This window comes from Globicatella sp. HMSC072A10 (genome assembly GCF_001811625.1).
GTDB lineage: Bacteria > Bacillota > Bacilli > Lactobacillales > Aerococcaceae > Globicatella > Globicatella sanguinis.
Map to the genome: position 1 here is coordinate 13,931 of NZ_KV805774.1, position 17,984 is coordinate 31,914.

At 30.7% G+C, this 17,984-nt stretch carries 10 protein-coding genes; all 10 read right to left on the reverse strand.

The genetic code is table 11. The annotated features are described in order from the left end of the window. Positions 1-117 precede the first annotated feature (117 nt). Positions 118-885, reverse strand: coding sequence for a hypothetical protein (locus HMPREF2811_RS08055; RefSeq protein ID WP_071408885.1), 768 nt, complete (start codon positions 883-885; stop codon positions 118-120). 16 nt (positions 886-901) lie between these two features. Continuing rightward, on the reverse strand, positions 902-2,143 hold the full coding sequence (gene pepT / locus HMPREF2811_RS08060) for a peptidase T (RefSeq protein ID WP_071408886.1): 1,242 nt from the start codon (positions 2,141-2,143) through the stop codon (positions 902-904). Positions 2,144-2,544: 401 nt separating this feature from the next. After that, the gene (locus HMPREF2811_RS08065; protein ID WP_071408887.1) at positions 2,545-5,838 is read right to left on the reverse strand and encodes an Eco57I restriction-modification methylase domain-containing protein; all 3,294 of its coding nucleotides are present in this window, start codon (positions 5,836-5,838) and stop codon (positions 2,545-2,547) included. After that, positions 5,813-9,538 carry a helicase-related protein gene (locus HMPREF2811_RS08070; RefSeq protein WP_071408888.1) on the reverse strand — a complete coding sequence of 1,242 codons (3,726 nt, stop codon included), beginning with the start codon at positions 9,536-9,538 and terminating at the stop codon, positions 5,813-5,815. Before HMPREF2811_RS08070 ends, HMPREF2811_RS08065 begins: the two co-directional genes overlap by 26 nt. A gap of 137 nt (positions 9,539-9,675) precedes the next feature. Then, the gene (locus tag HMPREF2811_RS08075; RefSeq protein ID WP_071408889.1) at positions 9,676-11,754 is read right to left on the reverse strand and encodes a DUF262 domain-containing protein; all 2,079 of its coding nucleotides are present in this window, start codon (positions 11,752-11,754) and stop codon (positions 9,676-9,678) included. 78 nt (positions 11,755-11,832) lie between these two features. Further along, positions 11,833-12,018, reverse strand: coding sequence for a TIGR04540 family protein (locus HMPREF2811_RS08080; RefSeq protein WP_071408890.1), 186 nt, complete (start codon positions 12,016-12,018; stop codon positions 11,833-11,835). A 335-nt stretch (positions 12,019-12,353) separates the two neighbouring features. Then, on the reverse strand, positions 12,354-16,556 hold the full coding sequence (locus tag HMPREF2811_RS08085) for an NACHT domain-containing protein (protein WP_071408891.1): 4,203 nt from the start codon (positions 16,554-16,556) through the stop codon (positions 12,354-12,356). Positions 16,557-16,877: 321 nt separating this feature from the next. Then, on the reverse strand, positions 16,878-17,090 hold the full coding sequence (locus HMPREF2811_RS08090; RefSeq protein WP_071408892.1) for a hypothetical protein: 213 nt from the start codon (positions 17,088-17,090) through the stop codon (positions 16,878-16,880). 42 nt (positions 17,091-17,132) lie between these two features. Then, positions 17,133-17,342, reverse strand: a complete 210-nt coding sequence (locus tag HMPREF2811_RS08095) for a plasmid mobilization protein (protein ID WP_071408893.1) — start codon at positions 17,340-17,342, stop codon at positions 17,133-17,135. A 186-nt stretch (positions 17,343-17,528) separates the two neighbouring features. Next, entirely contained in the window at positions 17,529-17,654 is a 126-nt protein-coding gene (locus tag HMPREF2811_RS11845; protein ID WP_256388712.1) for a hypothetical protein, read from the reverse strand. Positions 17,655-17,984: the final 330 nt, after the last annotated feature.

The following is a 17,984-nucleotide window of genomic DNA, read 5'->3' on the forward strand; positions in this document are numbered from 1 at the left end:
TTAATAAATGCAACACTTTTATGAAAAAAAGATTAAAAATTTTCCTGTTTGTTGCCTAAAGTGATCCATTTCCTTGTTAGTATGGGCTTTTTAAAGTAAAAATAATCGTCGCTTTTCTCATTCCTTTATCTTGCGGTATAGTTTAAGTGTCATCTGCGGCCATTCAGCCTTGATTTTTTCGAATGAATGGATCGCCCAAAAATCATGAAATGTTTGCCCATTCTTATTAAAACATAAGCTATCAGTCACCATATAACAGGCGTGCTGCAATGTATGTTGCATATCATAAAAACAAACGACATCACCTGCTTGATAGTCCATATCTTTTACTGGATAATACTGATTCCGTTTTAAAAAATTCAAAAAAGTATTCGCAAACATCCATTCATAAATAATTTGCTCGTTATTAGTTAGACAATAGATGACTGCGGAATAACAATTCGGTCCATGAATTTGCGGTATTTGATTATGAAATTGAACAATTCTTTCTGGAATATTATCAGGTATTCGCACATCGCTAAATGAATCGTCTAATCCTTCGATCATTTCATCTTGCCAACTCTTAGGCATCCGGTGCCAAAAGTTAATCGTCACTAAATTGTCTTTATACATCATCGCATTATGGTTACGTCTTTGTTCGTTTAATAAGTCATATTGTAAATTTTGTGGTAAATCCTCATACCATCCTGCTTGTTGAACTATCACATAATCAAACGTTATTTTCCATGTTTGATAGCTCGAAATCGCATGAATACTTGAATAAATAGGATGTTGATAATAATCAAGTTTAGGTAAAATCAACTCTTCTTTAAAATCGCGAAGGTGTTGATCATAAAAATCTTGTCTAATAAAAAACAAATCATAATCTTGCTCTAGTGTTCTCATATAACTCCTTATAATGTTAAGCCTCTTTTTCAAGACTTAGCTCAATAATCGTTAAAATAATATCCGTTACTTTCTCCATACTTTCAACCGTTACAAACTCATAACAGCCATGAAGATTTTCGGCCCCTGTACAAATATTAGGGGTTGGAATACCTTTATAGGTTATAATACAGCCATCTGTTCCTCCTCTAAATGGTTGTATATCAGGTGTAATCCCGTTCGCTTCATAAGACTTAATCGCCAGTTGCACGGGCAGTGATTCTTTAGAGATTTTATTGGCCATATTATAATATTGATCCTGAATTTCATACTTAATGCGTGGTCGATCAAATTGCTGATTAAACTGTGTTAATTGTTCAGCAATCCAATTTTTTCGGTCTTCAAATTTATCCCAATCATGATCCCGAATTATATAGGTCATTTGCGCCTTATCTAGTTGACCACTAATATTACTTAACATATAAAATCCTTGGTATCCCTTGGTCTTTTCAGGCACTTCATCTTTAGGAAATAATTGATGAATATCAGCAGCAATACTTAAAGCATTGACCATTTGACCATAAGCTTGTCCAGGATGAACGGAAGTCCCTTCAATTTCAATGGCTAAGCGAGCTGCATTAAATGTTTCATACTCTAATTTTCCGATTAGGCCACTGTCAGCGGTATAAGCGAATTCAGCTGGAAATTTATCCGTTTCAAAACGATGAGCGCCCTTACCAATTTCTTCATCGGGTCCAAAGGCAAACCATAATTCACCATGTTTAATTTCCGGATGTTCTATTAGATATCTTCCGGCTTCAATAATCGAAACCATCCCCGCTTTATCATCAGCCCCCAGTAAAGTCGTTCCATCAGTCGTGATTAAGGTTTCACCAATATAATTTTTTAAGTTTGGAAATTCTTCCGTTGTCATCCAATGATTGGTCACTTTATTTAATAGGACATTTTCACCATCATAGTTATCGTGAACTTGTGGCTTGATATTATCAGCCGGATAATCAGCGGTATCAATATGGGCAATCCAGCCAATAGCAGGTGGTTGAGAATCCCCTTCTATATTGGATGAAATTTTAGCCACAACATACGCATCACGCGAATCTAATTGTACTGTTTCAAATCCTAATGCTGTTAATTCTTCCACTAACATTTCCGCAAATTCCCATTGACTTGGAGTAGACGGAATCGCATCACTATTAATATCACTACGAGTATTGATTTTAGCATATCGTAAAAAACGTTCTAAGTGATTATTATTCATTTCATAACCTCCACTAGCAAAATATAGCAATATTATAACATAGTTAAAGATAAATAATGAAACAATTAAAAGTTTTAGGTAGTGAAGGAATAGCTCCTTAATGTATTAAAATAAATTCGAAATGACTACCAAATTGACTACCATCACTAGCAAATACTAGCAAATGTTAGACAAGTAAAAAAACAAAAATGGCTTACTAGCAAGCTTTAGAAGCTGTTAGTAAGCCATAGAAAATACAAAGTGGAGATGAGGGGGCTCAACCGAACCTTATAATATCAACCTTTGTAGCAATACAGTAATAGTTTTGGTAATGGTTTGTACTCAAATTTCACGCATACGCCTATGTTTTATAAAACTTGAAATGTAATATTAATTGAGTATCCATCAAAAATTCTGAACTTTTATGATTTAACATCAGCTTCAATAATATTAATCTCTTCTGGTGTCAAATTATAGGTTTTATAAATAAGTCGATTGATCTTCTCTTCTAATTCAAAAATATTATTATTATCATCTTGAGAAATTACATTTATTATCTTATCAACCAAGATAATAATTTCCTTTTCATAATTCGATTTCTTAATAGGTATTTCTAATATAGGGGCAGTATCTAATTGGTAATTATTCCCCTGCAACTTACCTCTATGGTTTAGCCAAAATTTTATCAAGTTAGAATTAAATAAAGAAACTAAATATTTCATGTTAAATCTATCAGTTTTTATAACATTAAAAGTCTGAGATACGTATGAATCAATATTGTTATAAGAAAAATTTGGTCTATCTACAGATTTTCTTTTTGCTAGTATTTTTTCTCCTTTAAAAAAGTTTTCATTTCTTGCCCTATGTAGTCCATAAGGTTTATTAGATGATGTTATAATTGATTGAAATTGATCTAAATGTGTTTTTAAATTCGGATAATTATCTAAGCTATGCTCATCTTTATAGCTAGAATCAGTATATATAACCCAATTTTTATTATTATCGTCAGTATGGTATAAAAGAATTTCTTCTGAGGTAAAAAAAGGTTTAATTAATTTTGTTTCTTTTTCTGTGAGGTTTAGAAAATTTAATTCCTCATTAGAAATCATAAAAACCCCGTCACCTTTGTCGTAATCATTGCCTAATTTATTGGCGTTTTTCTTGTTAAGTTTATCTTGAGGAAATACTATTCCTTGAGTCATCTCTGACTTTTCCAAATATCTTGCATCATTATCAATTTTATCCAGAATACTATCAAACTCACTAAAACTTAATGTTGTACTTTCTAACTTTTTTCTATTAATTAATGGTTCTAAATATAAAATATTATCACTATTACAATTATCAAGTATAGTTTCTATATAGAATGTTTTGTCTCTCGAGATGTTATTAGCATCTTTAATTTTCCTATAGTCAAAAGTATACTCCTCTTCCGATTTCTCTTTAATAAACATCATAATCATTGTTTGAATATCTGCAGAGTCAAACACCATTAAATTATTAAAATCAATAATTTGATTTATTTTAGTTTCCTTAATTACCTTATTCCTCATAATACTGGCACCAAAGTTAGTTAGCCAATTATTTTTTGCAATGAAAGCTAATATCCCACCTTCTTTTAAATAATCAATTCCTAAGCAAGCGAAACTATACCATATATCCATCTTACCTTGATAGTAACTTATATCATTAAAATGATGCTTTGGTGCTCGTCCTTCTTGTAAGTATGGCGGGTTCCCAATAACGATATCAAATCCATCTGAAATTCCAAATATAAAATCGCTGTCGAAGAAAGATGCAGAAGTAACGTTATTAAACGGATCAAAAGTCTTTAGCTGTGCATTTCTTTTGTCTTCAAATAATTCAGTCTGTAAAGTATTTTCATAGTATTCTTTTTGCCAATTACTTTTAGAATTCGTAGTAGTAGCTCTGAAATATTTTTTTCTGATTTCAGATAGCTTATTTTCTAGCTCAGGATTTGCCCAAATTTCTCCTTGAGCTTCTAACTCAACTAAACTATTAGCACTTACAAATTTAAATTCTAAATTTGGTAATGGATTGATTTTTTCATGATCATAATAATCTTCTACTACAATAGCTAACCATGCTCTTAGTCTAGAGATTTCTGTCGCCATTGGTTGTATATCTACACCATATATATTGTTTTCTATTATACCAAGTTTCACATTGTATCCGTCATACTGTGATACGGGTAGAATTCTCTCATATAATTTTGTTATAATTTGTAACATTCCCATAGGAAAAGCACCCGAACCTACAGCTGGGTCAATGATTTTCACATTATCTAAAGCTTTTTTTATCTTGGAAACCACAACTTTAGTATTAGTGCCCCATAAATCCAAAGTAGACGAACTTTTACGTTCAACAAATTTTGCATCTGTCATATCAATCAAATCATCAATGCCTTTTTCATACTTTGAGTTATCTATTTCTCGATATAGATATTGACGTATAGATTCTTTACACATATAGTCAACAATATGACGTGGTGTATAAAAAGATCCTGTCTTCTTTCTATCACTGATATCATCATCTTCATTCTGTGAAGCTAACAATGATTCAAATATTTGTCCTAACATTTCAGGGTCAACAGCTACTAATTCATAATCCACACTTGATTCATCTACTGTGAAGTTAAACTCATTAAAATGGTTATATAATCTTTCAAAATAATTTTCCGGAAATGAAATACTTTGATTGTAAAAGTCATTATCTTTAATATCAAAAAGTCCACCATTTAGATAAGGTGTCTTTTCATCTTGAATCGTCACGTTACGCTTAGAAATGTCCGTGTTTAATGTGTGGAAGAACAAAGGTTTTAAATATGACTCATAATACTCAGTAGAACTCATCCCATTAGTGTTAAAATATCCCATATCTTCATTTATTAAATCCATCTTTCTTAAGAACCATATAAAAAGTAACCGGCCTAATAATCGACTTGAAAACTGTTTTGAATCAGCAGCTGAAATCTCATTTTCACTTTGTAAATGATAGACCAGGTTATTATAAAGATTAGAAACTCCTTGATAAAATTTATTATTGACTTCTTTAAGCTGAAAGGCATCCCATACTAAATTGTGAATACTCTCCTGAGGGGAATATTTAGATTCTTTTGCTATATTAGGAATTGTAAATAACTTTTCAGCTAATATCTGTTTTTGTGTGTTACTTAAAGAATCAGTAAACTCCATAACTCTTAGTTTTTGTCTATTTGTTACTACCATCATTAAAGTGTTCGTGTCATATGATAAAAAGAAATCAATAGCCACTTTATAATTTTCGTTTCTAGTTAAATTAGAATCTTCCCAATTAGAAATAAATTGAGTAGTAGCAGATACTTTTTGCTTGGTTTCTTTTTCAGAAAACCAAAACAAGCGACTTTCCAAAGGACTTTTTTCATCATTAAAATGACTCAATGCTACTCTTGATGATCCTAAAACTGGATGTGCCACGAACCATGTTTCTTGTTTTTGTGTTTTAAAAATATCTAAAGGCAAGGGGTCAGGCAATACAGCATCTTCTTGAGAATTATGAGTTAATTGTTCGTGCCAATTCTCTTTGTTTGGGAGAATTCCTTTCATTATTTCATCTGCAATATCTACCGCAATCGCCAATGATAACCATTTATCTTCAGTTTTACTCAATTTTCTAACATAATAATCAATTTTATCTATTCGATTTATTTGGGGCATAAAATAATACTCCTTCTACTTGATCTAAGTTATTCACATGATCTTTTTTATCAAATAACTCTTTAAATAACCTTTTTGCTTTATTTACTGTCGAAAAGTTTAATTTTTGTTGTTGTTTCATTTCTCGATTCACATCTCGAACGAGCGAATTGAATTTCTTTTGTTCATTTATTCTGGTTATATTATTCGTTATTAATCCTTGTATGTCAGTATACTCAGTTAAATATTCTTGCAGACTTTCTAAAGCTCGTATATGTCTTGGTTTAATATCAAATAAATTCTTTTTACTTGCAAAATTAGTCCTTGTTTCTGCAATACCTAATTCAATGTAATTTGCTCGGTTTATATCTATCGTATCAATAGATTTTTTATTATCTTCTGGATTCGTTTTAATATACTTTAAAATTTCTTCATCAGATACAATCTTTGGCTGTGCACTTTGTTTGGCAGCAAAGAAGTTAGTAGCTGCCCTTTCTTCATATTCGATAAAGACTGTATTCACTACTTTTTCACCAGTGGCTACATTTGCACCATAACCTTTAAATAATCCATAGATTCGATTGGTATCCTTCTCTTTAGGTAAATAATTCCATTTTCCAGATGGAATGCTTGCAATTCTCTGAATTTCTTCAGGTTCGCTGGAGTCTAAGAATTCACGAAGTTCCATAGAATAATCATCTATCCAATCAATGACACCATCTTCTTGTTCCAACTCATTCATTGCTTGTGTTGCTTTTTCTGAATCCCTTGAGTAAATACCATAAGCTTCTTCCACTTTATCACTAAATTCAATAGGATTAATTTCTTCACCAATAATACTAGAATCCGTTCCAATCGTGCTATTAATTGCATTAATTTTATTTTCAAGTCGATTGACCAATTTTAAATATTCCTCTAATTCATCATGTGGACGTGCATTTGCAATTAATACTTCGTCAAATTCCGACCCTAAACGGTTAATACGACCATTTCTTTGAATCATTCGAACAGGATTCCAATGTAAATCATAATTTACTAGAATACCCGCATCCTGTAAGTTCTGCCCCTCTGATAACACATCAGTTGCAAACAAGAAATCAATTTCACGTTCACCTTTTTTAAGAGTGTATTTCTGACTTTTAGGAGAAAACAATTGAGCGACTTTTTTTGTACTTCCTGTCTGACCTGAAATAAACGCTGCTCTTTTATCAAAATCATAAATATCTTTATTAATGATTTTAGGCAAAGCTTCTCGTAAATATTCTATAGTATCAGAGAAAAAACTAAATACAAGAACTTTCTCTCCATAGTTTTTATTGTCTATTATCTGAACAAGATTAGATGCTAAAGATTTTAATTTACTATCATGTTCGATCGTGCATAATTCTTCTAATATTCCAGTTAATACACTAATAATGGCTTTATCTCGATTGATATCTTTTTGTAATTGTTCCATATTATAGTATCTTTCATTACCTACTTTAATTTCAACACCTTGTTTTTTTAATGAATCCTCTGTTCCAGTACGCAGAGCATCACTTAATTTTTCTTTATATATTTCGAATTCAGCATTCGCTTGATCAACGTCTCCATCGTACTCTGATGTTAATGTTTCAATATCTGCTAGTTTTATTAGATATCCTTGATTCACCCACTCTTCAAATGCAGATAAGCGAACTGAATAGTTCTGAACAGATTTCAATAATGATGTAGTAGAAGATTCCAATCTTTTTAACCAAGTAGTATGCAACATATTATGGATAGCTAATTGCATTCGATAACTTCGATCTTTTTCATCTGTGTTATCAATAAATTGATTCACTTCTTCTATGGATTTATTATGAAACTCATGTGCGTATGTATCCATCTTATACGGAACAAAACCTAATAGATTAATTAATCGATACAGTGTTGTGATTACAGTTGTTTTGGGTTTATTTGTTACTAGAATTGGATTTATAAGCGCATCTGAGTTAAGGTGAAAAAAATTCTCTCCTAACTCCAGTTCTTGCTTATTTTGGAAATTCGCAATTTTTCTAATAATATCCAATGGATGGGATGTTCTTTGTGTAATCTCCATCATAATTTCTAAATTAAGTCTTCTAGGATCAAAATTTTCAAATACTTCTTTTAAGTTCTGCTCTATATTTTTGTCAATAATATCTCTTTCACTATTTGAGTAACGATAAGAGAATTGTTCTACATGTGATTCAGGGAATGTACGGTCACTACCTTCGATGTGTTTCATTGCTTGTCTTTTCTCAACTCCTTGACGAGTTGAGCGAACTAAATAATGACGAATTCCACTTACTAAAGTTGATTTATGAAACTCCCAATCAAACTTCTCATTTCTATTTTGAGCACGATTAGCAGCACTCTGTATTTGCTTGGCAGCTTGAAAGAAGTCTAATCTTTCAGACCTAGCTTCTGGACTAGCTTTATACTTCACTTTGTAAGACGATAATTCCCCTTTAGATCCTAATTGGATTTGAGAAGAAAAGTCCATCAATGAGTTATTAATCGGTGTAGCCGTTAATAACAGGACTTCTGAAGTTGGATTTGCTTGCAAATATTCTAAAACAGCATAATATCTTTTGCTATTTGTATTTCTTAAATTATGAGCCTCATCAATAATAAATAAATCGACACCAGCTTCGTAACCTTTTTTAGTTAATGATTTTTCTGTAGCCTCTTCTAATTTATTTATATTTTCTTGAGTAAAAATAGTGAAGTCTCTGCCCATCTTTAAATTCCATGGTTCACTTTCTAATTCTTCTATCCACTGATTTTGAAGTGATGCAGGTAAGATTAAAGTAATATTATCTTTTTCTTCTTTAATATACTGATCAATTATAGCAGCTGCTGTGACAGTTTTACCTAGACCAACCGAGTCAGAGAGCATTGCTACTCCATTTTCAATAAGCTTTCTTCTTAAAGAAAGAGCATTCTGATTTTGGAATGGGTGAAGATATTCTTGTACATAATCATCAAAAGGTTCTGGTTCTATAAGCTCTTCAGGGAATATTTCCATTAAAGTTCTTATATATACGTCATATGGACCATATGTACTATCACCTAAAGGACTTTCTGTAAGTATTTTTTCAAAATCTCCGGTCCATGGAATAGCTTCTTCTGATTCCCATAAATTTTTAAACCACATTAAATGCCCGTTTTCTTGATTCTCAGAAGTCGGTACAAACTCTACACGTTGATAATCATCTTCTAAATAGTTTAACTCTGTATTACTTGTTAATCCTGCTTTAGTAAAGTTAGATGAACCAATAATTCCAACTGAGTTTCCATTTCCAATTTCCCCAAATATATAGGCTTTTGCATGTAATCTTGGTTGTCTAAATACTTTTACTTCTAATATCCCGTCCTTAATCATCTGTGCCATAATTCTAACAGTATCTCTTAGTTGGTTAATTTCTGAACTTTTACCGTCCTCTTCCAAGTCATGTTTAATATCTGCATTAGGAAATAGATTTTCTGGACTATCTAAGTCAATTTTGAATTCTTTTTGTAACCTGTGAGTTAAAGGTTCTTTACCAATTAATAATCGTACCTTCTTATAATTTTCAATTTCATTGATTACTTGCATTGTACCAGCAACATCCCAATAACCAGTTGCAATGTTCAAAACGTCATGATTCGGTGAAACTTGTTGTAGTATTTCACCCAAGCTTTTACGATCATTATCTATAAATTTAGGATATCTCAATTCTTTTCCCTACTTTCTTCAATAATCTCTAGTCAAAGTTAGGTTTTTAATTTCGATCAATTGAAATCTACAAATGTTTTCTGAGCCTTCAAAAAATTTAGCTCATTAATTTTTAGCTACACTTACATTTGTTGCATTTAATTATCAATTTCTTTCGGTGGTACTGCATCAATTTGTAATTGGTTATAATCAATCTCTAAAATATCAAATAGTTGTTTAATAATAGATATTTTATCTCGATTTGATAAATGTGTTTTAGCATAAATACCTGGGATTATTTCAGCAGTTTTTCTTTCTTGCTTAGTCAGGAAAACTGAGTCGAGCCCAGTTCTATTTTCTGATTCTGCAATCCTTCCAATTGCAGAAGGATTTTCTTTTGTAATAATTGTCACTAGCTGAATATAAAAATCTATCCATGATTCTACTGTATGATAATCTTCGTTTCTAAATGTGTAACCTTTAGCAGTGTAATTAGTAAAGGTATTAATTCCATCAAATTCATAGAGATCTTCAACATCTTTTTTAGGCGTGTATTCTGTTTCCGGATACTCCCAGATTTTTAAGGATTGCTCGATTAAACTGTCTCTTCTTTGAATAATTTCTTCTTCACCCCAACTCTCTACACTCGCTGGGATAGCATTCAAATTAACAAAGTGGCTTTCTCGAAAACCTCTATCCATATTCTGCTTTTCAAAGAACGACCGATTACTCATCTTTGGGTTATATCCAGTTAAAGTTAAGTTTCCTAGATTATGAACATACATCTCATGAATATGTTCGCTTTCTTCCCCTAAATCAATTTCCCATTGAGCGGATAAATTCTGGGGCATTATATGTTCAATTGAGTAGTCTTGTTCGTCAATACCCTCATAAATTTTTAAATTTTCAACGTGATTATAATTTTCTAAGCATTCAAAGAAATACGTTCTAAATTTTGAATTGATATTATACATATCACGTGTCTGAAGAATTGAACGGATATCTTCATTCGTTGGAAATAACCCAGTCTTTTCTTTAGTCAATAGTAAGTAGCTGATAATATCGATTGGTTCAAAATTCGAAGCATGGGTACTTTCTGAGTGTTTACGGTAATCTCGATATAACACTGCAAATATTTTGTTAAGAGCGTTAGACGGAATTTGCGCGATCATTCGCCGAGCTATATAGCTTTCCACCACTTCAAATATACTTCCTACATTTTCTGTAGAGAGCTCTTCATTATTTAAATCTCTTAAAACAGCCATCAAGAAAGGATGTGTGACAGTAACTTCTATTTGATTCAATCTGAATAAGATACTATCGATTTTTTTATCCCCAACTGGATGGCCCAGTATTTGCTGATAAGCAAATGAGTACTCTTCTAAATCTATAAAGAAAGCTTCTTTATCTTCCCAGTTATTTTCATAATATTTTTTGAACTCATCATAGATATACTTGATGGTTGGAGTCTGTGCATTTTTAGTAGTCAGATACATTCTGAAAAACTCACTTAAATTAAAAGAAGTTCTCTCTTCAATAGGTTTCCAATAGTTCAAATACAAATGATCCTGCATGTCTAATTCTTCATTCATCAAGAGATAATTTCTTATTTTGTCTGCATTTGTTAACTCTAATCCTGTTGAGTTTAAACTCTCAAAAATGAGCTGTGGATCATCATCAGGGGAATTTAAACTTATTATCATGAACTGTAACTTTGTAAGGGATTGAAACAATTCATCAATAGTAATCTCCATATTGTCTATAAACGAATAGATATATTTATAATTACGAGTGATGTTTGATGCTTCTACGAAAAATTTTTTGTCTCCGTATAATTTAGTGTACGCTTCGTAATCTCGTGGATTAGAGTGTAATCTTATTTGATCATTTGTGGGCTTATAATAATCAAGTAAGAAATCACCTTTTAGTCGATCCGATTCTAAAATTGTATTAACCTCATTATTGTCTAACCACTTAACAATAGCCAAGAATAACAAGGATAAAGTTGTAATGCGTTGCTGTCCATCTATAATAATTTCCTCAGCATGGGCATTGGGTTTAATCACAATACTTCCAAAAAAATGTGTATTTTTACCAGAACTATTCAGCTCTACTAAATCTTCCATTAAGCGCTGGCAATTTTCTAGTGTCCAGTCATAGTTTCGCTGATAAACAGGGATAACAAATTTTGTTCCCTTCTTTAAGTAACCAACTACATTTTGAACATTACCTTCCATATATAAAACTCCTCGTATATGTAGTAACTATCAATTTTCTGTTATTTTTGAAACAACTGCTAAACGATTTTTTCCACATTATTGTTTTATTATTGTAGTATATTCATTGTTTTTTATAATCTTATCTCGGTTGTTTTCATAAATCATAGTCATATTTTGTTCTAATTCTTCATCTGTTAACTTGTCCGCCCAATATTCATCAATAATTTCATTAATCACTGATACAACTTCTCGTTGGGTACGGTAGAACTTCTTCACTTCCACAGAATCACCTCTGTTTTATTAAATTCTTACTTTTATTATACTTTAGATACATCTATTAATCTATATCTTCTGAAAATTAAAAACCTTGAAAAGATATTGTCTTTCTTCAAAGCTTTTTTAGCATTATAGCTTAGCGTGACGAGAATTTAGAACAGATTCTAAAGCGGTAGACATACAATGTGTCCGTTAGAACAAGTGTGAATCATTGCCTAAATGCCACAGTAATTGTGAGTGATGAAGCACTATAAGATCTCATTAGCAAAACTTATTGTGGATTTTGGATATAAGTTATGTTATTGCGATAACTACTATGAAATGATTTGTAGTATACGTTTTTAGATTTTATTATTAGATTTATTTGACTCACCAGCAGTTTCTAATCTCATTTTACTAGCAATATCAAATTTCTCTTTAATATACGCATAACCACTCCACTGACTCCATGTTTGCATTCTATCTGGTGTTCTAAAGCTTTTTTCTCCAATTAAGGTCCAAAACACTCTGTATTTCTGTTCTTCTAAGAATTTATAGAGATAACTTTCTTTTATAATCAATCCATAATCTTCATCTATTAATTTTGTATCAAAAGCCACTAGCTCATCTTCTGAATAGAAAAATCCATCAATCGTTATTTGTTCTAACTTTAAAATATTTATAATTTCTGAATTCGGTATTTTAAATGAAATTGAACTCTCCTCGAGTGTTCCATCGTATTGGGACTCATATAAAAACTCATTACTAGCTGGCAAGACATAATAACCAATTTCTTTTAATGGACGTTTTATGGTCTTATACTTTATTTCCTCATTATTTTCTTTACCTAATAGCAGATTTTCAAAATTTGATGAACTATAATCCCGTACTTCTTCTTCATAGTACTCTCCTGTCTCAATCTCTATAGCAGACCATTCATTTTTTAATACATTATTTTTTAATGCAGAACTCCAATAATATTCTCTATTAAAAAATTCATATGAACGGCTACCCTCAGGATAGTTTCTTCCATAGAAGTTCCTAGTGTCTATATCTTCCAAACAGCTTTCATAATCTTCTTCTTTAACGAAATATGCCTGGATAATGTTATAAATTTCTTGTCGCTTTCCATCGTATTTTCGTAATATATTTTCATTTTTTTCAATTTCTTTTATGTGGTTTAAAATTATCCAATTATTTCCTCGAGAATCTTTTATTTTAATTTCATTTTCAATATCATCAAATAGTGTGGAAGTCTTATTTACCCAGTCTATTATATCTGTTTCTTCTCGATCAAAATCGTCTAAAAATTCTTTTGAATATAACTCATCTTTAGGGTTGAATTCGATTAGACTTTTATCAGGTTTAAATCTATTATTGAGTGTTGGATCAAAATCTCTAACATATGGACTCCATGGACCGCTGTAATCTTCTGAAATATCGTAATCGTTTTCTACTAAATAATTGTCGGCTACCTTGGCTAAAAGATTATATAAAGCAATCCATTGATATTTTTTGCCAATGCGTTCAACTTTCCGTGTATCATGTCTTTCAGTATAATAATTATTTCTGTCATGTGGGAATAGTTCTTCATCAAAACCTATAACATTAAAAATGTAGTCCATAGCATATAAATAGCCGTTTTCGTTATCGAAGTTTTTAAATTGATTTAGTGCTGAATCAAACACGTATCTCCCAAAATCACCATAAATCCCTGGACCACTATCCTCAGTATTCATAGAAGAAACAATTGCATCTTTAGAAGAATTGTAACCACTAGATAAATCATACTCCACTCTTTCCATTTCAGGAATATCAGAAGAATTATAAGGCGGTCTAATTTTTTCTCTTGAAAAGTCCATATCTTCGGGATACTCAAATAAATACCGCTCTATAATCAATCGTGCATAATCCCTTAATAAGATATCTGGATACACTTCATCTGCCTGAAAGATAGTATTATATACGTAATTTACTAACTCTTTATAAGTTTCATGGTTTTTGTCCTTCGTACGCACTAATGCTCCAAAAACTACACCATATAATCTCTGAACTACATATGGGTCGTTAGTATTTTTGAACCTTTTTAGTAGGTCTAAGCATAATTGAAAATTATCCTTAAGAATTACAATCATAGCCTTTGAGCAACGGTCTCTTAACTTTCTATTACTAGAAGTCAAAGTCCAGCTAAACAATATAAGCATTAGTCTAATTTGCTCATTTTTTAGAGAGTGTGTATTAACTTTCGCAGACTCAAAAGAAGAAATAATCTGACCTAGTCTAGAATCACTACTTATTCCATTTATAAAATTTGTCCATTGTGAGTCTCTAGTAACCATAGACATTTGAGAAAGATGGCTATCTAAAAGATATGCATTTGTTGAATTTTTTAGCCTAATACTGTTATCAATAAGCATATTATAGAAAGTATCGATTGAAACTTCGTAGTTATTAAGTATCTTCCTTAATATTTCAACACTCGTATTTATATTTTTTCTGATAGTAAAAGATTCTATGAAACGATCTGCTAAATTGTTAGCCAAATGTATATCTTCTTCGTAAATAAAATCTAATACAGGTATAATTATCTCTCTTCCGTAACTTTCATATCCCATTTCTGAAGTAAACAATAAGGGATCTACCATGGAATAGTTAAGATTATCATCATCAATTAATACATCTAAAATATTATATTCAAGTTCATCTAAGTTAGTGCTCTTTTTGAATATTTCACTTCCAAGTAAATAATCTCGTACCAAGTTATAAGAGAATGTGTAGTATATTTCGTCGGAATTTTCAAAATTATTTATTAATCCATTTCTTACTAGCGAGCCAATATAATCATGCTTTTTAAATACTAATCCGTTGTTTTCCCAAAATGGTATCGAAAAAGTTTTTTCTTTAGAAACAGTCCATCCATTTCCTGCTAGCATTTTAGATACAAATTGAGTAAGAAATTCTTTTAATAAATTAAAGTCTTCATCAAATTCAATCTCTTCTCTAGATGATTGATCAATTTTTTCTAGCGTTTTATTAAATATCTCTTGAATGTCCATATCATATCCTTCAAAGTTTTCACAAAATAATGTTAAAAATAAAGGATTTGACATCTGTTCATTAAAATACAATGTTGGCGAGAAGGTTATATTGTAATAGTCTAGAAAAATATTTATCTGTTCATAATCAAATCTATCAAGTCCTTCATGGTTAAGTACAGATATTTTTTCTTTTGATATTAATTCATCTGTATAATCTGATATTAATTTCTCTTCAAATCCATTTCTAAATGAAAAAGCAAATTTTACATAATTATAATTGTCTAAAATTTGAGAGATTTCTTCAATAGTATTCTTCCAAATAATGTTGTCATTAGTTTCATTTATTCCATCAATAAAAACAACAATCGGTTTATTTATTAAATTTCCAAGAGCATCTAAACTATCTAACAAGTTATTTATATCTATATTAGGTATATTAAGTAGGTCGATTAATTGATTCTTAACAGGATTATTTTTTATGAATGAATACCCTGGTAGTAAAATTGTTGGCCTGTTTTCATAAACTAAATTATTAGCGGAGATGGCGAAAGTATGTGATTTTCCAACTCCCGCTTTCCCTTTTAACAATAGAATTTTATTATCTATTAGTTTCTCTTCAAAATTTGAAAGCAATAAATTATCTAGTAAGCTCTTTATTTTTTTTAAGTCCTGCCTTTTAGAAAGCAATTTATCCCTTTCATCGTTTTCAAGATCTGCAGAATAAATTTTATCATTTAGTTCATTTAAAGAATTTCCAAGTTTTAGAAAAGCATCTGCATATTTATTTTTAATATATTCATTTAGTTTGTAATAATCATTTGTATTCTCTATCTCATCTGACTTAAGAATGTCTTCTGCAATGTTATCTAATAATTCTCGTCCACTTTGTTTATAATAGGATTTGATTTCCTTCAGATAATTTGACACACGAGTAGGCAATAATTCGTCGGATAATTCACTTTGACAAAATAAGCCAACGGATTTTTCAGTATCAGTAGTTGCATTAAATTTCTTATTAAAGCGATACGATAGCGAATTCAAATTCAATTGTACTTGTTGTTGAAACCATTCAATATCGAACTTATGTTGATTAAAGAATAATGCGCTAGCATGTTTTGATGTCGCTGCTTGCTCTAGCAATTCTGTGTTGGTTATTGCAATACACTCTATAGATGCTTCTTCTAAAATCTTAACGCACTCTAAATAACTTGAATTATTAGTACTTACATCTTCATTACTGAAAAGATATACTCTATCCAGTTTACCTTCGTAATTATCTCTAATGATTTTAAAACTTTTTTTAATTTGAGAATAGTCTATTCCTTTTGAAAAATATTTAGCCTGAAAACTTATTTTTAATCCATCTTTTCCAGTAACTGGGTCAACTTCAATTCCTTTATGGTTTGGATTAGATCGCAAAATAGTACCTTCTACACAATAGTTTTCTTTGAACAACAGTCTGCTTAAACTCTCAAATGAGCTTGTTTTATGGTTATTATTCACGTTAAAATGATCCCAAGTAATCATTTATTTTCTCCCTTCTTTATAAATACAATTAAATTAATTATAGCATTCTTTAAGCATTAACGTATAAAAGAGAATAACCCAATAGCTTTCGCTATTGAGGCTCTTGTGAAAATCTATTTCACTGAGCCATGTTATAAAGCAAAACAGATACATATATAACAAAAAAATCTACTTCCCATGTTTAAAAATGTTTTTTAAAAAATAGAAAATCACAATTTTTTCGACAAAACAGAATAGTATTTTTGAAGATTTCTAGATTGTAGAAAGTACTAGATTTTAACATTATATATATCCTATTTTTTAAAGTTCTATTTATCATGTTTAGAGCAGTTGATCAATTTCATTTATACTCTCTAGCTTTTCATCTTTTATTCTTCTAGCAATTCTTGCTGCTTCTTCTGTACTTAAATTATCTATTTCTGAAACTAAATTTTCAACCTTTTCAACTTCTACTAAAACAGCTTCTTCATTTTCTATAAGGTTTTGTTCAATTTCTTTTTTTACTTTAATTGAATCAGGATCATTGAAATCCATATTTTTTAAAAATGTTCTGACAGTTGAATCAATCCGTCTAGCCTATATTACTAAATCTCGAAGATCGGATTTATCCAAATTAACAGTAATGGGATTATCAACTTTTTCGAGACTTCTTCGAACAAGGGCACTCATTGTCATATTCTCTGCTTCTGCTTTGTGTCTTATCATTACTTTTTCTTCTGGTGAAACTCGGAGATTTAAACTTCCACCTTCTGATAATCTTACTTGAATACTTTCCGTTCGTTTCATAAAATCTTCTCCTTTAGTTTATTATTTGAATTAGAACCTTACATTTATTTTTAAAAAATCAAGTGTAGTGACAATTCGGTTTCAGGAAAAATTCCTGACAAGCCAAAACAGAGTTTTGGGGGTTGGTGTACAATTAGGTGTACAATTAGGTGTACAAACCCGTTGCTTGCCAAACAAGAAGTAAGATTATTCTACGATGTATATATGACCTTCAAATCGAATTTTTGTTTTAGTTAAGTCGGTATATTGATCATCCATTTCGATTTCTTTATCTTTAGTATTTTGAGTTTCTTTCTCAGCTTTAAAAATCAATCGCTCCACATATTCTTTAATTGTAATCTTCTTTTCGAAAGCAGAACGTCGAACTATATCCTTCGCCCTCTCACTAACTCTGATTAAGCTTGTCTCTTTTTCATTCTTATCATATTGTTAGCCATTAAATAATTTCCTCCTATAAATTCTCGTAAAGCAATTGAATCATTCTTCGATTCATCGATATTTTAAACTTACAATTCTATTAGATACATTTTTTGCAATGAGGATGCTTCGTGTCTTTATTAGTATTACTAAAATCAGTCTTATTAGTGTTCAGTTTTTGAACTTCAAGACGTTTGTATATGTTAACTTAAAAGTGAGCCACTA